The sequence below is a fragment of the Sulfitobacter aquimarinus genome (assembly GCF_040149565.1).
Taxonomy (GTDB): domain Bacteria; phylum Pseudomonadota; class Alphaproteobacteria; order Rhodobacterales; family Rhodobacteraceae; genus Sulfitobacter; species Sulfitobacter aquimarinus.
In genome coordinates this window covers 215,103-236,115 of the sequence record NZ_JBEFLO010000001.1, presented here as the reverse complement: position 1 = coordinate 236,115, position 21,013 = coordinate 215,103, and the positions used below count along the sequence as shown (strand labels likewise).

General features: G+C 60.0%; 23 protein-coding genes. 8 read left to right on the top strand and 15 right to left on the bottom strand.

Annotation, left to right across the window (positions count from 1 at the left end):
* Positions 1 to 28: 28 nt before the first annotated feature.
* Positions 29 to 1,657, bottom strand: a complete 1,629-nt coding sequence (locus ABMC88_RS01140) for an AMP-binding protein (RefSeq protein WP_349574991.1) — start codon at positions 1,655 to 1,657, stop codon at positions 29 to 31.
* Between the two features lie 136 nt (positions 1,658 to 1,793).
* Here ABMC88_RS01140 and ABMC88_RS01135 point away from each other — a divergent pair, with 136 nt between their 5' ends.
* The 3 genes from ABMC88_RS01135 to ABMC88_RS01125 all read left to right on the top strand — a co-directional run bounded on the left by ABMC88_RS01135 (position 1,794) and on the right by ABMC88_RS01125 (position 4,309).
* Entirely contained in the window at positions 1,794 to 2,735 is a 942-nt protein-coding gene (locus ABMC88_RS01135) for a DMT family transporter (RefSeq protein ID WP_349574990.1), read from the top strand.
* Positions 2,732 to 3,376, top strand: coding sequence for a sulfotransferase family 2 domain-containing protein (locus ABMC88_RS01130; RefSeq protein WP_349574989.1), 645 nt, complete (start codon positions 2,732 to 2,734; stop codon positions 3,374 to 3,376). The genes ABMC88_RS01135 and ABMC88_RS01130 overlap by 4 nt, the downstream gene beginning before the upstream one ends.
* Before the next feature lie 267 nt (positions 3,377 to 3,643).
* Positions 3,644 to 4,309 (top strand): Hint domain-containing protein, encoded by a 666-nt coding sequence (locus ABMC88_RS01125; protein WP_349574988.1) that lies wholly within the window; start codon positions 3,644 to 3,646, stop codon positions 4,307 to 4,309.
* 140 nt (positions 4,310 to 4,449) lie between these two features.
* Here ABMC88_RS01125 and ABMC88_RS01120 read toward each other — a convergent pair whose 3' ends face one another.
* The 11 genes from ABMC88_RS01120 to ABMC88_RS01075 all read right to left on the bottom strand — a co-directional run bounded on the left by ABMC88_RS01120 (position 4,450) and on the right by ABMC88_RS01075 (position 14,458).
* Complete coding sequence (locus ABMC88_RS01120; RefSeq protein ID WP_349574987.1) at positions 4,450 to 6,654, bottom strand: 3-hydroxyacyl-CoA dehydrogenase NAD-binding domain-containing protein; 2,205 nt, start codon at positions 6,652 to 6,654, stop codon at positions 4,450 to 4,452.
* A 66-nt stretch (positions 6,655 to 6,720) separates the two neighbouring features.
* Complete coding sequence (locus tag ABMC88_RS01115; RefSeq protein ID WP_349574986.1) at positions 6,721 to 7,200, bottom strand: hypothetical protein; 480 nt, start codon at positions 7,198 to 7,200, stop codon at positions 6,721 to 6,723.
* A 3-nt stretch (positions 7,201 to 7,203) separates the two neighbouring features.
* Positions 7,204 to 8,415, bottom strand: a complete 1,212-nt coding sequence (locus ABMC88_RS01110) for an acetyl-CoA C-acetyltransferase (protein ID WP_349574985.1) — start codon at positions 8,413 to 8,415, stop codon at positions 7,204 to 7,206.
* A 29-nt stretch (positions 8,416 to 8,444) separates the two neighbouring features.
* Positions 8,445 to 8,828: a membrane protein insertion efficiency factor YidD gene (gene yidD / locus ABMC88_RS18505; protein ID WP_439655557.1), complete on the bottom strand. Its 384-nt coding sequence runs from the start codon at positions 8,826 to 8,828 to the stop codon at positions 8,445 to 8,447.
* Between the two features lie 3 nt (positions 8,829 to 8,831).
* The gene (locus ABMC88_RS01105; protein WP_349574984.1) at positions 8,832 to 9,470 is read right to left on the bottom strand and encodes a glutathione S-transferase family protein; all 639 of its coding nucleotides are present in this window, start codon (positions 9,468 to 9,470) and stop codon (positions 8,832 to 8,834) included.
* A 164-nt stretch (positions 9,471 to 9,634) separates the two neighbouring features.
* On the bottom strand, positions 9,635 to 10,792 hold the full coding sequence (locus ABMC88_RS01100; protein ID WP_349574983.1) for an acyl-CoA dehydrogenase family protein: 1,158 nt from the start codon (positions 10,790 to 10,792) through the stop codon (positions 9,635 to 9,637).
* A gap of 4 nt (positions 10,793 to 10,796) precedes the next feature.
* Entirely contained in the window at positions 10,797 to 11,330 is a 534-nt protein-coding gene (locus tag ABMC88_RS01095; protein ID WP_349574982.1) for a hypothetical protein, read from the bottom strand.
* A gap of 14 nt (positions 11,331 to 11,344) precedes the next feature.
* Entirely contained in the window at positions 11,345 to 11,557 is a 213-nt protein-coding gene (locus ABMC88_RS01090; protein WP_349574981.1) for a hypothetical protein, read from the bottom strand.
* Positions 11,558 to 11,610: 53 nt separating this feature from the next.
* Positions 11,611 to 13,392: an acyl-CoA dehydrogenase C-terminal domain-containing protein gene (locus tag ABMC88_RS01085; RefSeq protein WP_349574980.1), complete on the bottom strand. Its 1,782-nt coding sequence runs from the start codon at positions 13,390 to 13,392 to the stop codon at positions 11,611 to 11,613.
* Positions 13,393 to 13,436: 44 nt separating this feature from the next.
* Positions 13,437 to 13,829 (bottom strand): MerR family transcriptional regulator, encoded by a 393-nt coding sequence (locus tag ABMC88_RS01080; RefSeq protein WP_349575553.1) that lies wholly within the window; start codon positions 13,827 to 13,829, stop codon positions 13,437 to 13,439.
* Positions 13,830 to 14,077: 248 nt separating this feature from the next.
* A complete protein-coding gene (locus ABMC88_RS01075; protein WP_349574979.1) occupies positions 14,078 to 14,458 on the bottom strand; it encodes a MerR family transcriptional regulator in 381 nt (126 codons plus the stop codon).
* 140 nt (positions 14,459 to 14,598) lie between these two features.
* Here ABMC88_RS01075 and ABMC88_RS01070 point away from each other — a divergent pair, with 140 nt between their 5' ends.
* Genes ABMC88_RS01070 through ABMC88_RS01060 form a run of 3 tightly spaced genes read left to right on the top strand, consistent with a single transcriptional unit; the run spans position 14,599 to position 16,851 of the window.
* Positions 14,599 to 15,021 carry a PaaI family thioesterase gene (locus ABMC88_RS01070; RefSeq protein WP_349574978.1) on the top strand — a complete coding sequence of 141 codons (423 nt, stop codon included), beginning with the start codon at positions 14,599 to 14,601 and terminating at the stop codon, positions 15,019 to 15,021.
* Positions 15,018 to 15,536 carry a PaaI family thioesterase gene (locus ABMC88_RS01065; RefSeq protein ID WP_349574977.1) on the top strand — a complete coding sequence of 173 codons (519 nt, stop codon included), beginning with the start codon at positions 15,018 to 15,020 and terminating at the stop codon, positions 15,534 to 15,536. Before ABMC88_RS01070 ends, ABMC88_RS01065 begins: the two co-directional genes overlap by 4 nt.
* Positions 15,529 to 16,851, top strand: coding sequence for an MATE family efflux transporter (locus ABMC88_RS01060; protein WP_349574976.1), 1,323 nt, complete (start codon positions 15,529 to 15,531; stop codon positions 16,849 to 16,851). Before ABMC88_RS01065 ends, ABMC88_RS01060 begins: the two co-directional genes overlap by 8 nt.
* 66 nt (positions 16,852 to 16,917) lie before the next feature.
* Here the strand turns inward: ABMC88_RS01060 and ABMC88_RS01055 are convergent, their stop codons facing one another.
* From ABMC88_RS01055 to ABMC88_RS01045, 3 genes are read right to left on the bottom strand one after another with little or no spacing between them, the layout of a single operon-like run.
* Positions 16,918 to 17,964, bottom strand: coding sequence for a quinone-dependent dihydroorotate dehydrogenase (locus ABMC88_RS01055; RefSeq protein WP_349574975.1), 1,047 nt, complete (start codon positions 17,962 to 17,964; stop codon positions 16,918 to 16,920).
* Positions 17,961 to 18,392, bottom strand: a complete 432-nt coding sequence (locus ABMC88_RS01050; protein WP_349574974.1) for a DUF1330 domain-containing protein — start codon at positions 18,390 to 18,392, stop codon at positions 17,961 to 17,963. The genes ABMC88_RS01055 and ABMC88_RS01050 overlap by 4 nt, the downstream gene beginning before the upstream one ends.
* Entirely contained in the window at positions 18,389 to 18,739 is a 351-nt protein-coding gene (locus tag ABMC88_RS01045) for a DUF952 domain-containing protein (protein WP_349574973.1), read from the bottom strand. The genes ABMC88_RS01050 and ABMC88_RS01045 overlap by 4 nt, the downstream gene beginning before the upstream one ends.
* Positions 18,740 to 18,838: 99 nt before the next feature.
* Here ABMC88_RS01045 and ABMC88_RS01040 point away from each other — a divergent pair, with 99 nt between their 5' ends.
* Positions 18,839 to 19,291 (top strand): hypothetical protein, encoded by a 453-nt coding sequence (locus ABMC88_RS01040; protein ID WP_349574972.1) that lies wholly within the window; start codon positions 18,839 to 18,841, stop codon positions 19,289 to 19,291.
* Between the two features lie 104 nt (positions 19,292 to 19,395).
* The gene (locus ABMC88_RS01035) at positions 19,396 to 20,952 is read left to right on the top strand and encodes a bifunctional metallophosphatase/5'-nucleotidase (RefSeq protein WP_349574971.1); all 1,557 of its coding nucleotides are present in this window, start codon (positions 19,396 to 19,398) and stop codon (positions 20,950 to 20,952) included.
* Positions 20,953 to 21,013: the final 61 nt, after the last annotated feature.

Below are 21,013 nucleotides of genomic sequence, written 5' to 3'. Positions count from 1 at the left end.
AAATTTTCGCGAAAATTTGGCGGCTAGCCTAAAGCGTTGCGGCCAGTTTGCGAAGTTCGAACTTCTGGATTTTGCCTGTCGAGGTTTTTGGCAACTCCTGAAATATGACCTTTTTAGGTGTCTTGAACCCTGCCAATGTCTCTCTCGTAAATGCGATCAGGGTCGCCTCATCCACCTGCGCGTCGGGTTTCAGCTCGATAAAGGCGCAAGGCACTTCGCCCCATTTCACATCCGGTTTTGCCACCACTGCCGCCAGCATCACAGCGTCATGCCCCATAAGCGTGCTTTCAATCTCCACGGAGGAGATATTCTCCCCGCCCGAAATGATGATGTCTTTGGCGCGATCCGCGATCTGGATATAGCCATCGCCATGCTGCACGGCCAAATCGCCCGAATGGAAATACCCGCCTGCAAAGGCCTCGGCTGTGGCGTCGGGGTTTTTCAGATAGCCCTTCATCACCGAATTACCGCGGATCATAATTTCGCCCTGCGTGGCGGCATCGCGCGGGACCTCACGCATGTCTGTGTCCATCACAGTGATCCGTTCCATCATCGGAAAGGCCACCCCTTGGCGCGACTTTACCGCCGCAAGGTCGGACTTGTCCAACCCGCCCCATTCGTCCTCGCGCCAGATACATTCGGTCACGTGGCCGTAGGTTTCGGTCAGCCCGTAGACATGGGTGACGTTAAACCCCAGCGCCTCGATCTTGCCCAGCGTTGCAGGGGCAGGGGGCGCACCTGCGGTAAACACTTCAACCGCGTGGTCAAAGGGGCGTTGTTCATCCGCGCCTGCATTCACCATCATGTTGAGCACGATAGGCGCGCCGCCGAAATGCGTGACCTTCTCGTCCGCGATGGCGTCAAAGATGGCCTTGGCCGTGATGTCGCGGGCGCAGACCAGTGTGCCGCCGATCAAGGGCATCATCCATGTGTGGTTCCAGCCGTTGCAATGGAACAGCGGCACAATTTGCATGAATACCGGATGCAGCACCATCCGCCAGCTGATCACCGTCCCCATCGTCATCAGATAGGCACCGCGGTGGTGGTAGACCACGCCCTTGGGCCGCCCCGTTGTCCCTGATGTGTAATTGAGCGCGAGGCTCTCCCATTCGTCTTGCGGCATGTCCCAGTCAAAGGCAGGATCGCCGCCCGCGATGACGTCCTCATAAACGGGATGCCGCCCCGTGGCGGGAAAGCCTGCGGCGGTGTCGGGCACTTCGATAATCTTGGGCGCAGGCCCGTCAAGGCGGGCAATGGCGGCTTCGGCCAGTTCAACAAATTGCGTATCGGCCAGAATGACGGACGCGCCGCCGTGGTCAAAGATATAGGCGACAGTATCCACGTCCAGCCGCGTGTTGATTGTGTTCAGGACGCCGCCGCAGGCAGGCACGCCGAAATGCGCTTCGGCCTGAGCGGGGGTGTTGGGCAGCAAAGTGGCAACCACATCGCCAGAGGCCACACCCATTGTGCGCAGGGCCGATGCAAGCCGGCTACAGCGCGCATAATACTGCGCATAGGTGACGCGGTGATCGCCGTAGACAACGGCAAGACGGTCGGCAAAAACATCCGCCGCACGGCGCATATGCGACAAGGGGGTGAGCGCGACATAATTCGCCGCGCATTTGTCCAAACCGGTTTCGTCCTGCATCCAGCCCATCAAAAGCCCTCCCGCTGATGGTTGTTCCGCAAAGCGCGCATACGAAATGCCATAGTCGCCCCGCTTTCGACACGATATGCAGGGCAGCAGAATATGCAATCACCAAAGATAACACTGAACAGATCGGACCCCCGCGATGAGCACCACAGCCCTGCACCCCCGCATTGCAGCCCTGTCGGTCCTTGGCGGCATGTTTGCATTGGGGATTGCCGATAACTTCGTCCCCTATATCTCCGAGACGGGGTCGCTGTGGCAGTTCCACATGGTGCGCGGCGTGCTGGCAGTGGTGTTGCTGATGTTGGTGGCCCTTGCAGGGGTAGGTGTGATCCGGCCCAAAAGCTGGCGTGCCGTGCTGGGGCGCAGCTTGTTTCCCGCGACGGCGATGCTGATTTACTTTGGCTGTTTGTCGGTGCTGCCGATCGGCGTTGTGGTGGCGGGGCTGTTTACCGCGCCGCTGTTTGTGTTGCTGATCTCGGTCCTGTTTCAGGGCGCGCGGGTGGGGCCCATGCGCATCGCGGCTGTGCTGCTGGGGTTTGTTGGTGCGCTGATGGTGATCCAGCCCGATCCGCGTGCGCTAGACCCCGTCGCCTTTCTGCCCATCGTGGCGGGGATGCTCTATGCGGTGGGGGCTGTGGTCACGCGAATCTGGTGCGCGGATGAAGGGGCGATTGCGCTTTCGGCCGGGTTTTTCGGGATGCTGGCGTTGTTCGGTGCTGTGGGGGTGCTGATCCTGCCTGCGGGCGGGCCAGAGGGGTTTGAGGGGTTTGTGCTGCGCGGATGGGTGCCGCTGACGGGGGCCATGTGGTTCTGGATCGCGGTGCAGGCGGTGGGATCGATCATCGGGATCGGCCTGATCTTTCGCGGCTACCTTTTGGGCGAGGCGGGATATGTGGCAGTGTTCGAATACTCCTTGTTGGTTTTTGCCAGCTTTTGGGCGTGGGTTCTGTGGGATCAAAGCGTCGGCCCGCTGGCGCTGTTTGGCATGGTGCTGATCGCGGGGGCAGGGGCTGTGATCACTCTGCGCAGTGACACAGACGTGCCCGTGCGCGGCGTCAAAGCCGCGAGCGATCTGCAATGATCCTGTCGCGCGGTCGCAAATACCTGTTCATCCATGCGCCCAAAACGGGCGGCACCTCGATGGCGCTGGCGTTAGAGGCACGGGCGATGAAGGACGACATGATGCTGGGCGACACACCCAAAGCGCGTCAGCGGCGCGGCAGGTTGAAAGACGTGCAAACGGCGGGTCGGTTGTGGAAACATTCGACGCTGGCAGATCTGGACGGGCTGGTGCAGACGGAAGAGCTGGACGATCTGTTCATCTTCACGCTTGTGCGTAATCCGTGGGACCGCATGGTCAGCTATTATCACTGGCTACAAGCGCAGGACTTTGCGCACCCCTCTGTCACCTTGGCCAAAACCGTATCTTTCGAGGCGTTCGTGGCAGACCCCGCAATCGCACGCAGCTTCGCGCAGGCACCAGCGGCGTCTTATGTCACAGATGTGCAGGGCTGCGTGCGGGCAGACCTCTTTATCCGGCTTGAGCATTTTGCCCATGACATTCGTCCGCTAGAGGCCCACCTGGGTTTTGCGCTGTCGCTGCCGCATGTAAACAAAAGCGACCGCGCCGCAGATTACCGCAGCGCCTATTCCGAACAGTCGCGCAGCGCGGTCGCGACCATGTGCGCGCGCGATATCGCAGATTTTGGATACGCGTTTTAGAATCGTTTTCTCGCATAGAGGGAAATTCGGGCTTTCTTCCCCGTCACGTTCATCTTCTCGGCGAAAATTGTTTTCAATTCGTTTCTAATTTTGTTCAATTTGACAGAATTACCGGAGTGATCGGCGACAATGCCCCAAATCTGCCCTGATCATGTCCCTTCGCTGCCCTTCGAATCGATGAAATTGGTTTCATCAACACGGCGCACCTGAAAACAGGGCGCACAACACAGCGCTAAAATTGGCGCACATCGAGGGACTGGAAGAAACATGTTTGGATTGGGACTCAAGACGAAACAACCGACACACCGCGCTGTCGAGATGACTGGCGCTTATGACGGTGGGATTGCAACGCTCAGCCATGGTTTGATGGCAGGTACACGGGTTGCCAGCAACCTGGGATGGCGTGCGATTGACGCGCTGGCCGTTGGCGACATGGTCCTGACCTTTGACCACGGCATGCAGGAGATCACCGAAATCCGCCGCGCCCATATGTGGTTGGACGCCCCCGAAACAGCCGAAAACATGTGGCCCGTTGTCATCCCTGAGGGGGCGCTGGGCAACCGTGAAGAGCTGGTTCTGCTCCCCGATCAAGGTGTGATGGTCGAAAGCGACGCCGCCCTTGATTTTCACGGTGATCCGTTTGCCGTTCTGACCGCCCATAGCCTGTGTGGCTTGCGCGGCATCCGCCGCCGCCAGCCCATGCAGCGGGTTGAGCTGATCGCTGTTTACTTCGCCCATGACGAAGTGATCTATGCCGAAGGCGGCGCGCTGATCCACTGCCCGCGTGATATGTCCTCGCTTGATAAGTTTCTTGATGCAGGCGCGGCCACCTATGTTGTGCTGTCCGGTGAAGAAGCCGAAGACCTTGCCGATCACATCTGCATCGAAGACCAGATCATGGCCCGCGACGCCGCGGCCCCCCAGTACGCATGATCTGACGATACGAACAAATTTAGTTCCGTTTGTTGAGGGGAGGTCGAGTGTTGCGGCCTCCCTTTTTCTTTGCTCAAAAGTCGCACCATAAAAAAAGGGGCGCATGAAGCGCCCCTTTGTCTGGTCTATGAAAGCTGGCTTTACGCCGCTTTCTCTGCATCTGGCCCGAACCGACCATAGAAGGTCTGGTTCTTCGCTGCCATCTCACGCAGCAGGTCTGGGCATTTGAACCGCTCGCCGAATTGCGCTTCGAGCTGGTCACAGCGTTCCGCTGCGTAGGGCGTGCCGATCATGTCGAGCCATGACAGCGGGCCACCGGACCACGGTGCGAAGCCCCAGCCAAGGATCGCGCCCACATCGCCTTCGCGGATGTCCATCAGCACGCCTTCTTCCAGCGCACGCACCGCTTCCAGCACTTGCACAAACATCAGACGGTCCTGGACGTCTTGCAGTGGGGGCTGTTCTTCGGCCAGCGGGTATTTGTCGTGCATACCTTTCCAGTATCCCTGACGCTTGCCCTTTTCGTCATAGTCGAAATAGCCCGCCTTTGCCTTGCGGCCCAAGCGGCCTTTCTCTTCCATCCAGACGATCAGATCATCAGCCTCGGAGGCAGGGTAGGCGTTGCCCATCGCGGCCTTGGTAGCGCGCATGATCTTGGTCGCCAGATCAATCGACGTCTCGTCGCCCAGCTGCACGGGACCAACAGGGAAGCCCAGCATTTGCGCGGCTTGGTCGATGTACCAAGGCGCGATGCCCTCGGTGATCATGCGGTTCGCTTCGCCGCCGTAAGGGATGATGCAGCGATTGGCATAGAAGAACCGCGCATCGTTGACGACGATCGGCGTCTTGCGGATCTGGCGCACATAATCGAGCGCTTTGGCCACGGCGCGGTCGCCCGTGTTGGCACCTTTGATGATCTCGACCAGCAACATCCGCTCAACAGGGCTGAAGAAGTGGATGCCGATGAACTGGTCCTGACGCGAGGACGCTTTGGCCAGATCGCTAATGGGCAGGGTCGAGGTGTTGGAGGCAAAGATGCAATCCTCGGGGATGACCGCTTCGACTTTTTGGGTCATCTCGGCCTTCACCTTGGGGTCCTCAAACACCGCTTCGATGATCAGATCGCAGCCCTTGAGCGCGTCCAGATCAGGCGTGGCGGTGATCAGCGACAGCAGCGCCTCTTTCTTCTCTGGCGTTGCTTTCTTGCGGGCAATGCCCTTGTCCATGAACGCCTCGGAGTAGGCTTTGCCCTTGTCGGCGGCCGCTTGGTCGCGGTCGATCAGAACGACCTCGATGCCCGCCTGCGCGGAGACGAGTGCGATACCCGCGCCCATCATGCCAGCGCCCAAAACGCCCAGCTTTTTGACGCGCTGGTCGGGGATGCCTTCGGGGCGCACAGCGCCTTTTTCCAGCGCTTCCTTGTTCAGGAACAGCGACCGGATCATGGCCGAGGACGAGGGGTTCAGCAAAACGGAAGTGAACCACCGCGCCTCGATCTTGAGGGCTGTGTCGAAGGGCACAAGCGCGCCTTCGTATACCGCAGACAACAGCGCCTTCGCCGCAGGGTAGACGCCTTTGGTCTTGGCGTGCACCATCGCAGAGGCACCCACAAAGGTCATGAAACCCGCAGGGTGGTAGGGTGTGCCGCCCGGCATTTTGTAGCCCTTTGCATCCCAAGGCTTGAGGATGTCTGCGTCCTTTGCACCCAGCACCCAAGCGCGGGCATCGGCCATCGCATCATCGCTGACCTCGTGAATAATACCCGCTTTTTGCGCGGCGGCAGGCGCCAGCATCTTGCCCTCCAACAACAACGGAGAAGCGGCCATCGCGCCCAGCATGCGCACAAGGCGCGTGGTGCCACCGGCACCGGGGAAGATGCCAACCTGAATTTCGGGCAGGCCGATGCGGGCCTTGGGGTTGTTGGCGGCAAAGATGCGGTGCGTGGCAAGCGGCAGTTCAAGCCCGATGCCTGCGGCCGTGCCGGGCAGGACAGCGGCAATCGGCTTGCCACCCTTGTTGGTTTTCGGGTCCATGCCTGCACGCTCGATCTTGCGCAGCAGGTGGTGCATGCGCATCGTGCCCTCGAACAGGCCCTTGGCAGGATCATCGCCCGCCTCGGCCTTCATGTCGGCCAGCAGGTTCAGGTCCATACCGCCCGCAAAGCTGCCTGCTTTGCCAGAGGTGATGATGATGCCTTTTACCGCATCGTCGGCCAGTGCCTGATCGGTCAGCCTATCAAGGTCTTCAAGGCCCTCGATGGACATCACGTTCATGGACTTGTCAGTCACGTCCCAAACGATGGTGGCGATGCCGTCGGCATCTGTGGTCATTGTAAAATCAGCCATGATTTTTCCTTAGGTCTAAAGGCCCTTTGCGGGGGCCGGAATTTTGTGGGGTGCATCTGCACCGGTTCATTTGGACAGCTTTATGTCCGTTGTACTCATCTCGGGGCCGTCGGGCAGGTGGTCACCATCCTCGACGGCAGGTCTCAGCACCGGGAAAGCGGTGTTCTCAATCGCATGGTCTGCACTGCTCACCCGCCAGATCGCGTCACGCCCGCGGTCCAGAACCATTCTGGACAGGTAAGGCGCTATATCCCGCAGCCCGTTCACCAGCGTGTTGGTGGTATGGGTGCCGATGATCTTGTCGGGGCCTACAAATTGCGCCTCTTGCACCAGCCGGATGTGGTCGGTGATTTTGCGCACCCGCATGGATTGATATGACGCATCCAGCGCTGCCCGCAGCTGCTCTACCTCGGAATAGACTGTCGCACCGCCATTGGTTGCCAAGCTGAAGGGGAGTTGCAGACAGGCGATACACCCGTCTAAATCCCCCGCCAACAACCGGTCGGAAATACGATCAGCAAGTCTTTGGTAGATCACTGCGGGCATGGGTTAGACCCGCTCGATGATTGTTGCTGCTCCCATACCTGACGCGATGCACAGGGTTGCAAGGCCGACCTCTTTGTCCGCGCGCTCCAACTCGTCCAGCAGCGTGCCAATGATCATCGCACCCGTGGCGCCCAGCGGGTGACCCATCGCGATGGAACCGCCGTTTACGTTGACCTTGTCGTGGTCGACGTCAAAGGCTTGCATAAACCGCATCACAACAGAGGCGAACGCCTCGTTCACTTCGAACAAATCAATGTCGTCGATGGTCATGCCGTTGTCGGCAAGAATTTTCTCGGTCACGGGCACAGGACCTGTCAGCATGATCGTAGGGTCGGTGCCGATCTTGGCCGTGGCACGGATGCGAGCACGGGGCTTCAGGCCGTATTTCTCGCCGAATTCCTTGTTGCCGATCAGCACGGCGGCGGCACCGTCCACGATGCCACTGGAGTTGCCCGCGTGGTGGATGTGGTTGATCTTTTCCAGATGCGGGTACTTCATCAGCGCGATGTTATCAAAGCCGGGCATGACTTCGCCCATCTGCTGGAACGCAGGGTTCAGGCTGCCAAGGCTTTGCATGTCCGTCTGCGGGCGCATGTATTCGTCATGGCTCAGAATTTCCAACCCGTTTTGGTCGCGGATGGTGATCACGGACTTGTCGAACCGCCCCTCGTCCCACGCCTTTTTGGCGCGCTGCTGGCTGGCAATGGCAAGCTGGTCGGCGTCTGTGCGGCTAAAGCCGTATTCGGTGGCGATAATATCAGCCGAGATGCCCTGCGGCACGAAGTACTGATCAATTGCGATGCTGGGATCAGCTGCAATGGCTGCCCCGTCACTGCCCATCGCGACGCGGCCCATCATTTCAACACCGCCCGCGATATAGGCCATGCCCGCACCGCCGCGCACTTGGTTGGCGGCAAGGTTGACGGCCTCCATGCCTGAGGCACAAAAGCGGTTGATCGCAAGGCCGGGGATACGCTCGTCCAGATCAGAGGCCAGCACGGCAGAGCGTGCAAGACAGCCGCCTTGCTCCATCACTTGGGTTACATTGCCCCAGATCACGTCCTCGACGGCGTGACCCTCAAGGTTGTTGCGCTCTTTCACAGCGTTCAACGTCAGGGCCGAGAGACGCAGCGATGTCAGCTCGTGAAGGGCGCCGTCTTTGCGGCCTTTGCCACGCGGGGTGCGCAGCGCGTCATAGATATATGCTTCGGTCATGTGATAGTGTCCTTATGGTTGGTCTTGAGTCACAGGCTGCAGCAATCAGGGCTGCAATCTGGTGTACAATCGGGTGAATCATCTGCACCGCCGCCTTTGCCACGCGCGCAATAGCATCCCGCAGAGCAGGGGTCGCAGTAGTCATACCAGCGCGTCTTCTTTTCGGGCTGGTTCGGTGTCTCGTCGTTCTGTGTATCGGAATGCAGCGCCATCGCTGCTTGTTGGCAGTCATGAAACCGCCGCAGGATCGAAGGCAAAGCGCGCAGCAGGCCGTTGTCGGCTATGGCGTGTTTGGTAAACCCCCAACACCCCGCGCCCCCATACGCCAACCTATAGGCACAGCCATAGCCTTTGCGCGGCGATAAAAACCGCTGGTAGCCACCAATGGCTGTCAAAGCAGGTTGGCGCAACATCGATCAGGCGCGATCCGCAGGAGAGCCGGGCATCAGATCATAGGGCGCTTTCCACCCTTCAACCTGTGAAATCCGGCCCAGCCAAGCGTCGATATTCGGGTGCGCTGTGCGGTCAAAGCCGAATGGCTCGGGGTAATACAAATACCCGCAACAGCTCATATCCGCGTTGGTGATCTCGTTGCCAACAATCCAGTCGCGCCCCTCAAGATGGGTGTTGAGCACATCATAGGCCGCCGCAAGACGACCCTGATGGAAGCCGATGACCTCTTGCGGGCGCTTGTCTTCGGGCAAAAAGTTCATCAGGAACCGCGTCATGCCAGCAATCGAGCTGAGCTTGTGATTGTCCCACAAAACCCACCGCAAAATCTCGCGCCGCTCTGCCGCGTCCTTGCCGCCGAACTTGCCGGATTTTTCGGACACATAGTCCTGAATGACACCAGATTGCGTTAACCTCACATCCCCGTCCACCATAACCGGTGCTTCTCCAAGGTTGTTGATCTGGGCACGGTAATCAGGCGTCCGCGTCTCGCCGCCAAAGAAATCGACCTTCACAGGCTCCCAAGCCAAACCGGACAATTCCAGCGCCAACGCCGCCTTATACGCATTGCCGCTTTCGCCAAAGCAGTAGAGTTTAATTGTCATAGGTCACTTCCTGTTGCTGGTGGTGTAAGCGGGCAAGCCCGCATGAGTTTAGAAGGCAAAATGAAGCCGGTGTGTCGAGCGGGATAGAAACGGTGCGCGGGGCGGTTGGGCCTTCTTTATTTTGCCCTTAAACTCAATCCCGTGCTCTCAACTTGCGCAGGGGGTTACAGATTGCGCGCGATCAACTCCTTCATGATTTCGTTGGTGCCGCCATAGATGCGCTGCACGCGGGCGTCCGCCCACATTTCTCCGATGGCATATTCTTGCATGAAGCCATAACCGCCGTGCAATTGCAGACACTCGTCCAGGACTTCGCCTTGGGTATCCGTCATCCAGTATTTCGCCATCGCGGCGCGGTCTACGGTCAGCTCTCCGCGCAGGTGCTCGGCGATGCATTGATCAAGGAAGGCGCGGGCGATGGTGGTTTTGGTTTTGCACTCTGCCAGCTTGAACCGCGTGTTCTGGAACTGGGTGAGCGGGCCGCCAAAGGCTTCGCGCTCTTTGCAGTATTTGATGGTACGCTCGACCGCGCCTTCCATTGCACCCACTGCTTCGCAGGCGATAATCAGCCGCTCTTGAGGCAGTTGCTTCATCATCTGGTAGAAGCCCTGGCCCTCTTCACCGCCGAGGATGTTTTCCGGCGGAATTTCGACGTTATCGAAAAACAGCTCGGAGGTATCAGAGGCGTGTTTGCCGATTTTCTCAAGATTGCGGCCGCGTTGGAAGCCGTTTGCGCCTTCTGTCTCGACCACAACAAGGCTCACGCCCTTGGAGCCAAGCGCGGGGTCGGTTTTGGCGGCGACGATGATCAGTTCGGCGTGCTGGCCGTTGGTGATAAAGGTCTTTTGGCCCGACAAACGGTAGGCGTTTCCGTCTTTGATCGCCTTCGTCTTGATGCTTTGCACATCCGATCCGGTGGACGGCTCGGTCATCGCCAGCGCGCCGATCATCTCGCCTGCGATCATCTTGGGCAACCAGCGTTTCTTTTGCTCTTCGGTGCCGTAAGCCAACACATAGTGCGCCACGATGCCCGAGTGGATCGAGTGGCCCCAGCTGGCCAGATTGGCGCGGGCCGCCTCGATCAGGATCGCGGCCTCGTGGCCAAAGTCGCCGCCTGCGCCGCCGTATTCTTCGGGGATCGAGGGGCACAACAGGCCCAGCTCAGCCGCTTCATTCCACGCCGAGCGGTCCATTTCGGACTGCTTGCGCCATGTCTCGAAACGTGGCGACCATTCGGTGTTGATGAAGTTGGCGGCCATATCGGCCAGCATCTGATGCTCGTCGGTCATCCATGGGGAGGAGGTTGATGCAAAATCTTTCATGGGGTTATCCGATCACTTTCGTTGTGCCTTGGGGAAATTTGACACCTTGGAATTCTGGGTAGGCTTCGCGCATCAGTTCGAACTGGCGGCCCTCGTCGATGCGGATCAGGTACCATGTGCCTGCCTCCTCAAGAGCGAGTGTATTGTTGTCTGATTGCAGCTTTTGCGCGCCCGGCACCTGCACAACGGTCTGCGTGGGGATCAAGCCGTAGGGGCGACCCGAGGGCGTCGTCAGGAAGGTCGCCTGATCCAGCGCCATCTTGAAAGATACGATCTCGACCTTTGCGCTCACCTCACGGGTGAGTTTGGCCATTTCGCGGCGCAGTTGCTTTTCGGATACGCCGCCTTCCGCTGCAATTGCGGCGATCAGCCGGGGCGGGATGACGTTAATGACTTCGGTCATATTGCCGTTTACAAAGGCGCGCTCGAAACTGTCGATCCGCTGTGCGATGGCCGCACGGTCGTCTGCGGGCAGGTTGTAGGGTGCGGCACAGGCCGCAAGAAACATGATAGCGGCGGCAAGGGATGTGCGGATCATGAACGTTTCTCCCGTTATCTTTTGCGGTCGTCTAGGTCGGAGTTGAATAGCCGCAGCCGTGCAGTCAGGTTTTCCTCATTCATCACCGAGGCAAAGTTTTCAAAGAGGAACGACAGTGCCTCGCCCTCGTCCAATCCCGCCTCTGCGCTGAATTTCTTGAGGCGGCGATAGCCGTCTTCCGTCATGGCGACGGGAAAGCGGCGGGTGAGGCGAAAGCGTTTTGGCACAGGGGTCTCTCCGGTGGGTAAAAGGGGGCGGGGGTGGTGCCCCCGCCGCCACTTTAGAAGTTTGCAGCCTCCAGCGCCATAACGGTGTCCGCGCCCGACTGGATGCGGGTCAGGTGCAGCGCCGTCGCGGGCAGCTGGCGTGCCATATAGTAGCGCCCCGTTGTCAGTTTTGTCTCATGGAACGTGGCGTCGGAGGTGCCATTCGCCAAGGCCTCAAGCGAGGCTTTGCCCATCATGCCCCACATCAGGCCAAGGCAGACGTGGCCGAACATGTGCATAAAGTCGTTCGAGCCTGCCAGCGCGTGGTTGGGGTTCTTCATGCCGTTCTGCATAAAGTACATGCCCGCTGCTTGCAGGTCCTTGGACGCGGCCTTGAGCGGCTCGATGAAGTCTTTGTCAAAGGCTTCGTCCTTACCTGCGTTGTCCTTGCAGAAGTTTTTGACCAGCTCGAAGAAGGCCATGACGTGTTTGCCGCCGTCCTGTGCCAGCTTGCGGCCGACCAGATCGAGCGCCTGTACGCCGTTGGCGCCTTCATAGATCATCGCAATCCGTGCATCGCGGGTGAACTGGGACATGCCCCATTCCTCGATATAGCCGTGGCCGCCGTAAACCTGTTGGGCCTTTACGGTCATGTCATAGCCTACATCGGTCAGGAAGCCTTTGATCACCGGCGTCAGCAGGGACACAAGGCCATCCGCATCCGCATCTTTGGAACGGTGGGCGGCGTCAATCATCTGCGCACCCCACAGGATAAAGGCACGCGCACCTTCAACAAAGCTTTTTTGATCCATCAGCGAGCGGCGGATATCGGGGTGCACGATCAGCGGATCGGCAGGCTTGTCGGGGGCTTCCACACCTGTCACGGCGCGGCCTTGCAGGCGGTCGTTGGCATAGGCCAGTGCGTTTTGGTAGGCCACGTCGGCTTGGGCCAGACCTTGCATGCCCACACCCAGACGCGCTTCGTTCATCATGGTGAACATGGCACGCATGCCTTTATGCTCGTCACCCAGCAGATACCCCGTCGCCTCGTCATAGTTCATGACGCAGGTCGAGTTGCCGTGGATGCCCATTTTCTCTTCGATAGAACCAACTGTTGCGCCATTTCGTGCGCCCAATGTGCCGTCTTCATTCACGTTGAACTTGGGCACGATGAACAGAGACACGCCTTTGATGCCTTCGGGGCCGCCCTCGATCTTGGCCAGCACCAGATGGATGATGTTTTCGGCCATGTCGTGCTCACCCGAGGAGATGAAAATCTTCTGACCCGAGATTTTATAGCTGCCGTCTTCCTGTGGCACAGCTTTGGTGCGCATCAGGCCCAGATCGGTGCCGCAATGCGGCTCTGTCAGGTTCATGGTGCCGGTCCATTCACAGCTGACCATGTTGGGCAGGTATGTGTCTTTCTGCGCATCCGTACCATGCGCCAGAATGGCCGAGGCCGCCCCATGCGTCAGGCCCTGATACATCGTGAACGCCTGGTTCGCGGCCGAGAACATCTCGCCCACAGCCGAGCCAATCACCGCGGGCATGTTCTGGCCGCCGTATTGCTCTGGCATGTCCAGACCGGTCCAGCCGCCCTCTTTCACTTGATTGAAGGCTTCTTTGAAACCTGTGGGCGTGTAGACGACACCGTTCTCAAGGCGGCAGCCCTCTTTGTCGCCCACAGCGTTCAGCGGGGCCAGCACTTCGGAGGTGAGCTTGCCTGCCTCTTCAAAAATGGCCGAGGTAAAGTCAGGCTCAAGATCGGCATAGCCGGGGATGTCGGATTTGGTGACTTCAAGCACGTTATGCAGAACGAACTGAATGTCCTTGGTCGGGGCGGTATATGTTGGCATCTGGCTTCTCCCTGAAGATTTTTGGTCTGTTAGGTGTTCAATGTCTATTTCTGCGCGTTTCGAATGGACGAGATCATCTTCTCGGCCCATTTCAACTGGTCGCGCAGGTCTGTGATGGCGCCGTCGATTTCGGCACGCTGGCGCTCCAGATCCTCAAGCCGCTTACCGGCAAGGGTGTGGGTCTGCTCCAGCTGGCTCAGCTGCCCGTCACCTTTGTAATAAAGGTCCAGCAACTGGCGTATTTCCTCCAGCGAAAAGCCAAAGCGCTTGCCGCGCAAGATCAGCTTGAGCCGCGCACGGTCGCGTTTGGTGAAAAGGCGTTTTTGGCCGACACGCTGGGGGAACAACAGCTCCTTCGCCTCGTAAAAGCGCAGGGTGCGGGGCGTGACGTCAAACGTCTCGCACATCTCTCGGATGGTCATTGTATCTGTGGTCATCATGGTCTCACACATCATAAAAAGCGACATCCGTTTCGCTGTCTGCGAGGGATGTATATCATTTGTGTAAGGTTACGTAGTGATACGTAACGTAAGTATCTAGCTTTACGTTGTATTACCTTGCGTAAAGTTTTATCCAAATTGATGGAAGGGCAGGAATGCTCATTTTCATTCAATGCAGTAGTCGGCACCGCGTTATAGATTAAAATTCGCGGGCCTGCTGGATACAAATGCGGATCGCCGCTTTTTCAGGTCATTTCGCTCAAGGCTTCGACAGTCACATCGCGCAAACGGGTCAATTCGCTAAAGGCTTCTTCGAGCTGTTTGCGCTTCACTGCCAGCTCTTCAATCTGGCCATTCGCCATCTCGACCCATGCTCGCATCTGCGCCTCGGTTCCCTCGTTCTCATAGATCAGCAACCACTGGCGGATATCTTCCAGCGCAAAGCCAAAGCTGCGGCCACGCAGGATCAATTCCATCCGCGCACGTTCGCGTGGGCCATAGAATCGGGTGCGCCCCTCGCGATCCGGCGCAATGAGTTCGATATACTCATAATAACGCAGGGTGCGCGGTGTGACTTCGAATTTGGCGCACATTTCCTTGAAGGTAAGGCGGTCGTCATCGCTCATGTCTGGGTATCCTCCGGAATAGCAGGGTAATTCCACATGGCGCGATGTGCAACGGCAAGTCTTGCCCTTTGTGCGTGCGACTGGTGTAACATGGTGGCGCGGGGCGCGAGGCCCCCGTGTTGGAATTTCAAGGAGCCGTGATGGCCGATAAGACCGCACTTGCACGCCAATTTATCCAAGCGTTGCCGCACGCTGTCCTGTTGGGGATGGAGCCTGAGGAGATGGCAAATGGCGTGGCAACCATGCGCATGCCCTACAGCCCCGAGCTTGTCGGTGATCCGGTGACAGGCGTGGTGCATGGCGGCGCGGTTTCGGCGCTGATGGACACCTGTTGCGGGGCGGCCGTGATGTGCCACCCCGAGATAAAGGGAGGCACGGCCACGCTGGATCTGCGGATGGATTACATGCGGGCGGCCACCCCCGGGCAGACGATCACGGCGCGGGCGACATGCTATCATGTCACGCGCTCGGTTGCCTTTGTGCGTGCTGTGGCATTGGACGAGGATACGGAAAACCCCGTCGCCACCGCCACCGCCGCCTTCACCGTGGAGGGCCGCAGATGAGCACGCGCAAACGTCCCGAACCCGTCCAGGTCATAAAACAACGCCGCGATGCCGCGTTGCGCACGCTGGTCTCTGCCGTGCCCTACATCGGGTTTTTGGGGGTCGAGTTCGAGCGCCGCGGAGACGAGATTACCGCCACGTTGCCCTTCCGCGACCAGCTGATCGGCAATCCGTTGTTGCCTGCGTTGCACGGCGGCGCCACGGCTGCGTTTTTGGAAATCACTGCGGTGATGACGCTCAACTGGTCCTACATCTGGGATGATCTGGAAGCGGGCAAGCTGAGCCTTGACGGGCTGGAGGCAAAGGATGTGCCGCGCCTGCCCAAGACGGTGGATTTTACCGTTGATTATCTGCGCACAGGTTTGCCGCGTGACGCCTATGCGCGGGCGCGGATCACGCGGGCGGGGCGGCGCTATGCCTCGGTGCAGGTCGAGGCGTGGCAGGACAACCGCGATCGGCTCTATGCGCAGGCAATGGGGCATTTCGTGATGCCCGCCGCGCCCTCGCGTGGCTGATACTGCCCAAGCCACGCTGACCCACGCCCGCGTGTTGCAGATCGCGGTGCCCGTGGTGCTGTCCAACGCGACAGTGCCGATCCTTGGGGCGGTGGATACGGGGGTGATCGGCCAGCTGGGGCTGGCCGCGCCCATCGGAGCGGTGGGTATCGGCGCTGTAATCTTGTCGGCCTTCTATTGGGTGTTCGGCTTTTTGCGCATGGGGACGGTTGGCTTGGTCGCGCAAGCGGACGGGCAGGGGGATGCGGCCGAGGTCGCGGCGTTGCTCAGCCGTGCGTTGCTGATCGGGCTGGTCGCTGGTGTGGTGATTATCGCGCTGCAAGCGGCGCTATTCCGGGCGGCGTTTCTGGTCGCGCCCGCCAGTGCCCAAGTCGAGGATCTGGCGCGGGGGTATATGGCCGTGCGCGTCTGGTCAGCGCCCGCTGCGATTGCCATGTACGGCATCACCGGCTGGCTGATTGCCCAGGAACGCACGCGGGCGGTATTGGCGATCCAGCTGTGGATGAACGGGCTGAACATCGCGCTGGATATATTGCTTGTGATCGGGCTGGGGTGGGGCGTGCAGGGGGTGGCCTTGGCCACTGTGCTGGCGGAATGGAGCGGGCTGGCGCTGGGCCTGTGGTTCTGCCGCGCGGTCTTTGCAGGCGTTGCGTGGCGGGCGTGGTCGGCGGTGTTCGACGTGGCGCGGTGGCGGCGGATGATGGGGGTGAATCTCGACATTCTGATCCGGTCGTTGCTGCTGCAGGCGATTTTTGTGAGCTTCATGTTCCTTGGCGCGGGGCAGGGGGATGTGGTGCTGGCTGCGAATCAGCTGTTGCTGCAATTTTTGATGATCGCGACCTATACGCTGGATGGTTTCGCCTTTGCGGCCGAGGCGTTGGTGGGCAAAGCTTATGGCGGGCGCAACCCTGTGCGGGTGCGGCGGGCCGCCATGCTCACGGGGCTGTGGGGGATGGTGGCAGCGGCGGCTTTGTCGGTGGTGTTTCTGGTGCTGGGCGGCTGGGGGCTCACGCTTTTGACGACGGCACAAGAGGTGCAGGCGCAGGCGCGGGTCTTCTTGCCCTATCTCGTCGTTTTGCCGGTGCTTGGATGTGCGGCCTTTATGCTGGACGGGATATTTGTGGGCGCGACCCGCAGCCGCGATATGCGCAACATGATGGCGGTGTCGTTTTGCATTTATGTGGGGAGCGTGGTCGTGCTGGTCCCTGCGTTTGGCAACCACGGGCTGTGGCTTGCCATGCTGGTCTCGTTCGTGGTGCGGGCGGTGACGCTGGGGATGCGCTATCCTGCGTTGGAACGCGCGGCGGCGGGGTAGGCAATTTTTCGGGGAAAAATTGGGCACAGAGTTTCTGTGAAACTCTGCCTGCGCCCCGCCTTTGTCTTAGTCCAACCACGCAGCGCGGTTGCTGCCCACAGCCTGCGCGACGTTTGCAAAGCCATCACGCGTCAGGCGTTCGTCAATGCCTTTCGCGATTTCCGCCACCAGCGACAGCCCGCCGAACACCAGCGCCGTATACAGCTGCACGGCGCAGGCCCCTGCGCAGATTTTAGCATAGGCCTGATCGGCGCTGCCGATCCCGCCGACACCAATGATGGGCACCTCTGTCAGCGTCGACAGACGCGCCAGCACGCGGGTGGATTTCTCGAACAAGGGCGCGCCCGACAGCCCGCCAGCCTGCGCCGCATGGGCCGAGCGCAGCCCCTCCCGCGAGAGGGTGGTGTTGGTTGCGATAATCGCCGCGACACCTGCATCGCTGGCGACTTGGGCCACATCCTCGATCTCTGCTTCTGTCAGATCGGGCGCGATCTTGAGCATGACAGGCGTGTCCCCGCGCACCGCCATCACCCCGTCCAGCAACCCCGCAAGGGCCGCTTTGCCCTGTAAATCGCGCAACCGCTCTGTGTTGGGGGACGAGACATTGACCGTCGCAAAATCCACATGATCGCGGGCCGCTTCCATCACCCGCGCAAAATCGGCGGCGCGGTCGGTGCTTGTCTTGTTCGCGCCAAGGTTCAGGCCCACGGGAATGGTGCGCTTCACCTGCGCCAGCCTTGCGCAAATCGCTTCCATCCCGTCGTTGTTGAACCCGAAACGGTTGATCGCAGCGCGGTCTTCGGTCAGGCGGAACAGGCGCGGTTTGTCGTTTCCAGGCTGCGGCAAGGGCGTTGCGGCCCCCACCTCGATAAAGCCGAAGCCTGCAGCGCTCAGCGGAGCCACAGCCGTGGCGTTTTTGTCAAACCCGGCGGCAAGGCCAACGGGATTGGGCATCTCAATGCCCGCAACAGTCGTCGCAAGGCGCTGCGAGGTCACAGGACCGGGGCGCGGCGTTAGCCCCGCACGCAAGGCGCGGATGGCAAGACTGTGTGCCGCTTCGGGATCAATACGGCGCAGCGCGCTCAGGCCCAATGCCTCGATCATTGCGTTCATCCAAAGAACCCTTGCGTGTCTTGCGGCGTGGTGCGGATCAGACGTGAGTTGGCGACCGCCGCCTGCCTGTGCACCACCGCACGCTGATAGTCGGGGTCCGTGACCATTGCGAAAAAGCCGCCCGCATTTTCGTAGCGGGCGATGAACATCGCATCCCACCGCTCGTCCGGCGCGCCAATCAACGAGACATCAAAACCGCCACGCCAGATGATCTTGCCGCCTACTTTCTCCAGCACGGACGCTGTTTCGGCGCCGTAGTTGGCATAGGCGTCCGCGCCGCTCAGCCCCTTGTCCGCCAGCGGGTGATCGGCAGGGTATTCCGCCTTGTCGAAAAACTGCACAAGGTTCAGCATCTCGATCGGGGTGTCACGGGGCAGGGATTTGAAAATCTCGAACTGGGCGCGGTCTGTGTCACGGTATTGGGTCATGTCGCGGCTTCCTTCAGCCCTGCGGGAAATTGATGCACGCCGTCGATCAGGGGCAACGGCTGCGCCCATGCCACATCTTCCAGCGTCATCTCGCGGTAGAGGTGCGGAAACTCGGCCCCGCCACGCGATACCTCCCATTTGAGCGCATCGCCCAAAGGCGCGGCGTCGACCGCGATCAGGTGCAGGTCGTCCACGTCTGCAAAGTGCTTTGCCGCCGTTTCAGCCGCCTGTGTCGCCGTTGAAAAATGGATGTACCCATCGGCCACATCGATTGGCGCGCCGGTTGTCACACCCTCGCTACGCAGGGTTTGCCATTCGTCGGCGCGGAAAATTTTGAATATAAGCATGGCCCGGTTGATGCCGTGCGCGGTGTCGGGGGTCAAGCCCCTTGGCTATTGCGCGGCGCGGTCGTAGCATCCAGCCATCCGCCAAAAGAAAGAGCTGTCATGCCACATGCCGTGACCCTGTGCGCTGTCTACCCGCGTGACCCCGATACCGTCTTTGCCGAAGCCCTGCATCTGGGCGAGATGAAGCAAGCCATGGCCGCGATCGCCCGCTATGACGGTCTGCCCGATGGCAAAGTCAGCGCGGGCGACAGCTTTACCGTCGATGTGCTGATGTGGGGGTTCCTGCGGACCAAAAACCACGTGATGCAGGTCGAAAGCATTGATCACACCGCCCGCATTCTGCAAAGCCGCGAGCATAACCCCAGCGTGGCGCGGTGGGACCATACCCTTAGCCTTGATCCGCACCCGAAAGGGGCGCGTTGGACCGATTATATCGTGCTGGATGCGGGGTGGCAGACGCCCTTTGTGGCGCGGTTTTGCCGCTATGTGTACAGCCACCGCCACCGCACCCGAAGCGCGCTCAGCGTGACTTGCGAGATTAACAGGCTCTAGCGCGCACCTGACGCAACGGGAGGCGCGCGGCCCCGATGCAGCCTTTGACACCGCACGCGTCGGTTGTCAGGGTAGGGGTATTCAATCCAACTTGGGGGACCACCATGAACCGATTCCTTTTGAGCGCCGCCGCCCTGAGCCTGACCGCAGGCATGGCCAGCGCGGACTATACACTCACCATTCTGCACACAAACGACTTCCATGCGCGGTTTGAGCCGATCAGCAAGTATGACGGCCCGTGCGGTGCCGAGGACAACACCGAAGGCAAATGCTTTGGCGGCACCGCCCGTCTGGTCAACGCCATTGCCGAGGCCCGTGGCCGCACCAACAATGCCATCCTTGTGGACGGCGGAGACCAGTTTCAGGGCACGCTGTTCTATTCCTACTACAAGGGCAAAATGGCCGCCGAGTTCATGAACAAGCTGGGCTATGACGGCATGACCGTGGGCAACCACGAATTCGACGACGGCCCCGAAGTGTTGGCGGGTTTCATGGATGCGGTCGACTTCCCCATCCTGATGTCTAACGCTGATGTCAGCGCCGAGCCGCTGCTGGCCGACAAGCTGGCCAAATCCACCGTGATCGAGCGTGGCGGCGAAAAGATCGGCCTGATTGGTCTGACGCCCGAAGACACGGACGAGCTGGCAAGCCCCGGCGATAACATCACCTTCTCGGATCCTGTCGCGGCGGTGCAGGGCGAAGTTGACGCGCTGACGGCTATGGGCGTGAACAAGATCATCGTGCTCAGCCACTCCAGCTATGCGGTGGACCAGAAGGTCGCGGCAGAGACGACAGGCGTGGATGTGATCGTGGGCGGTCACTCGAACACGCTGCTCAGCAACACCAACGACCGCGCCGAAGGGCCGTACCCCACGATGGTCGGCGATACGGCGATTGTGCAAGCCTATGCCTACGGCAAATATCTGGGTGAGCTGAATGTCACCTTCGATGACGCAGGCACCATCACCGAAGCGTCGGGCGAGCCGATCCTGATCGACGCCGCCGTGACCGAGGATGCAGCCACCGTTGCCCGCATTGCCGAGCTGGCGCAACCGCTCGAGGAAATCCGCAACAAGGTCGTGGCCCAAACCGCCGAACCGATTGGCGGCGACCGTGCCGTGTGCCGTGCGGTGGAATGCACCATGGGCAACCTCATCGCCGACGCGATGCTGGCGCGTGTGGCCGATCAGGGCATCAGCGTTGCCATCCAGAACGGCGGCGGCATCCGTGCCAGCATTGACGCAGGCGAAGTCACCATGGGCGATGTGCTGACCGTGCTGCCCTTCCAGAACACGCTGTCAACGTTCGAAGTGACCGGTGCGGTGCTGCTGGAGGCGCTGGAAAACGGCGTGGGTCAGGTTGAGGAAGGCGCAGGCCGCTTCCCGCAGGTTGCAGGCATCACATTTACCTTTGACGCCGCGGCCGAGGCGGGCAGCCGGGTCTCTGACGTGATGGTCGGGGGCATGGCTCTGGACATGGACAAGGTGTACGGCGTTGTGTCCAACAACTATGTGCGCAACGGCGGCGACGGCTACAAAATGTTCAAGACAGCGGCCAACCCCTATGACTTTGGCCCCGATCTGGCGGATGTCACGGCTGAGTATCTGGCCGCAAATGCGCCCTACACGCCTTACACAGATGGCCGTATCAAAGTGAAATAAGCGTTGGGCGATAGCTCTACAAACCATGGCGGCGCGTCCCTGAAATACGGGGACGCGCCGT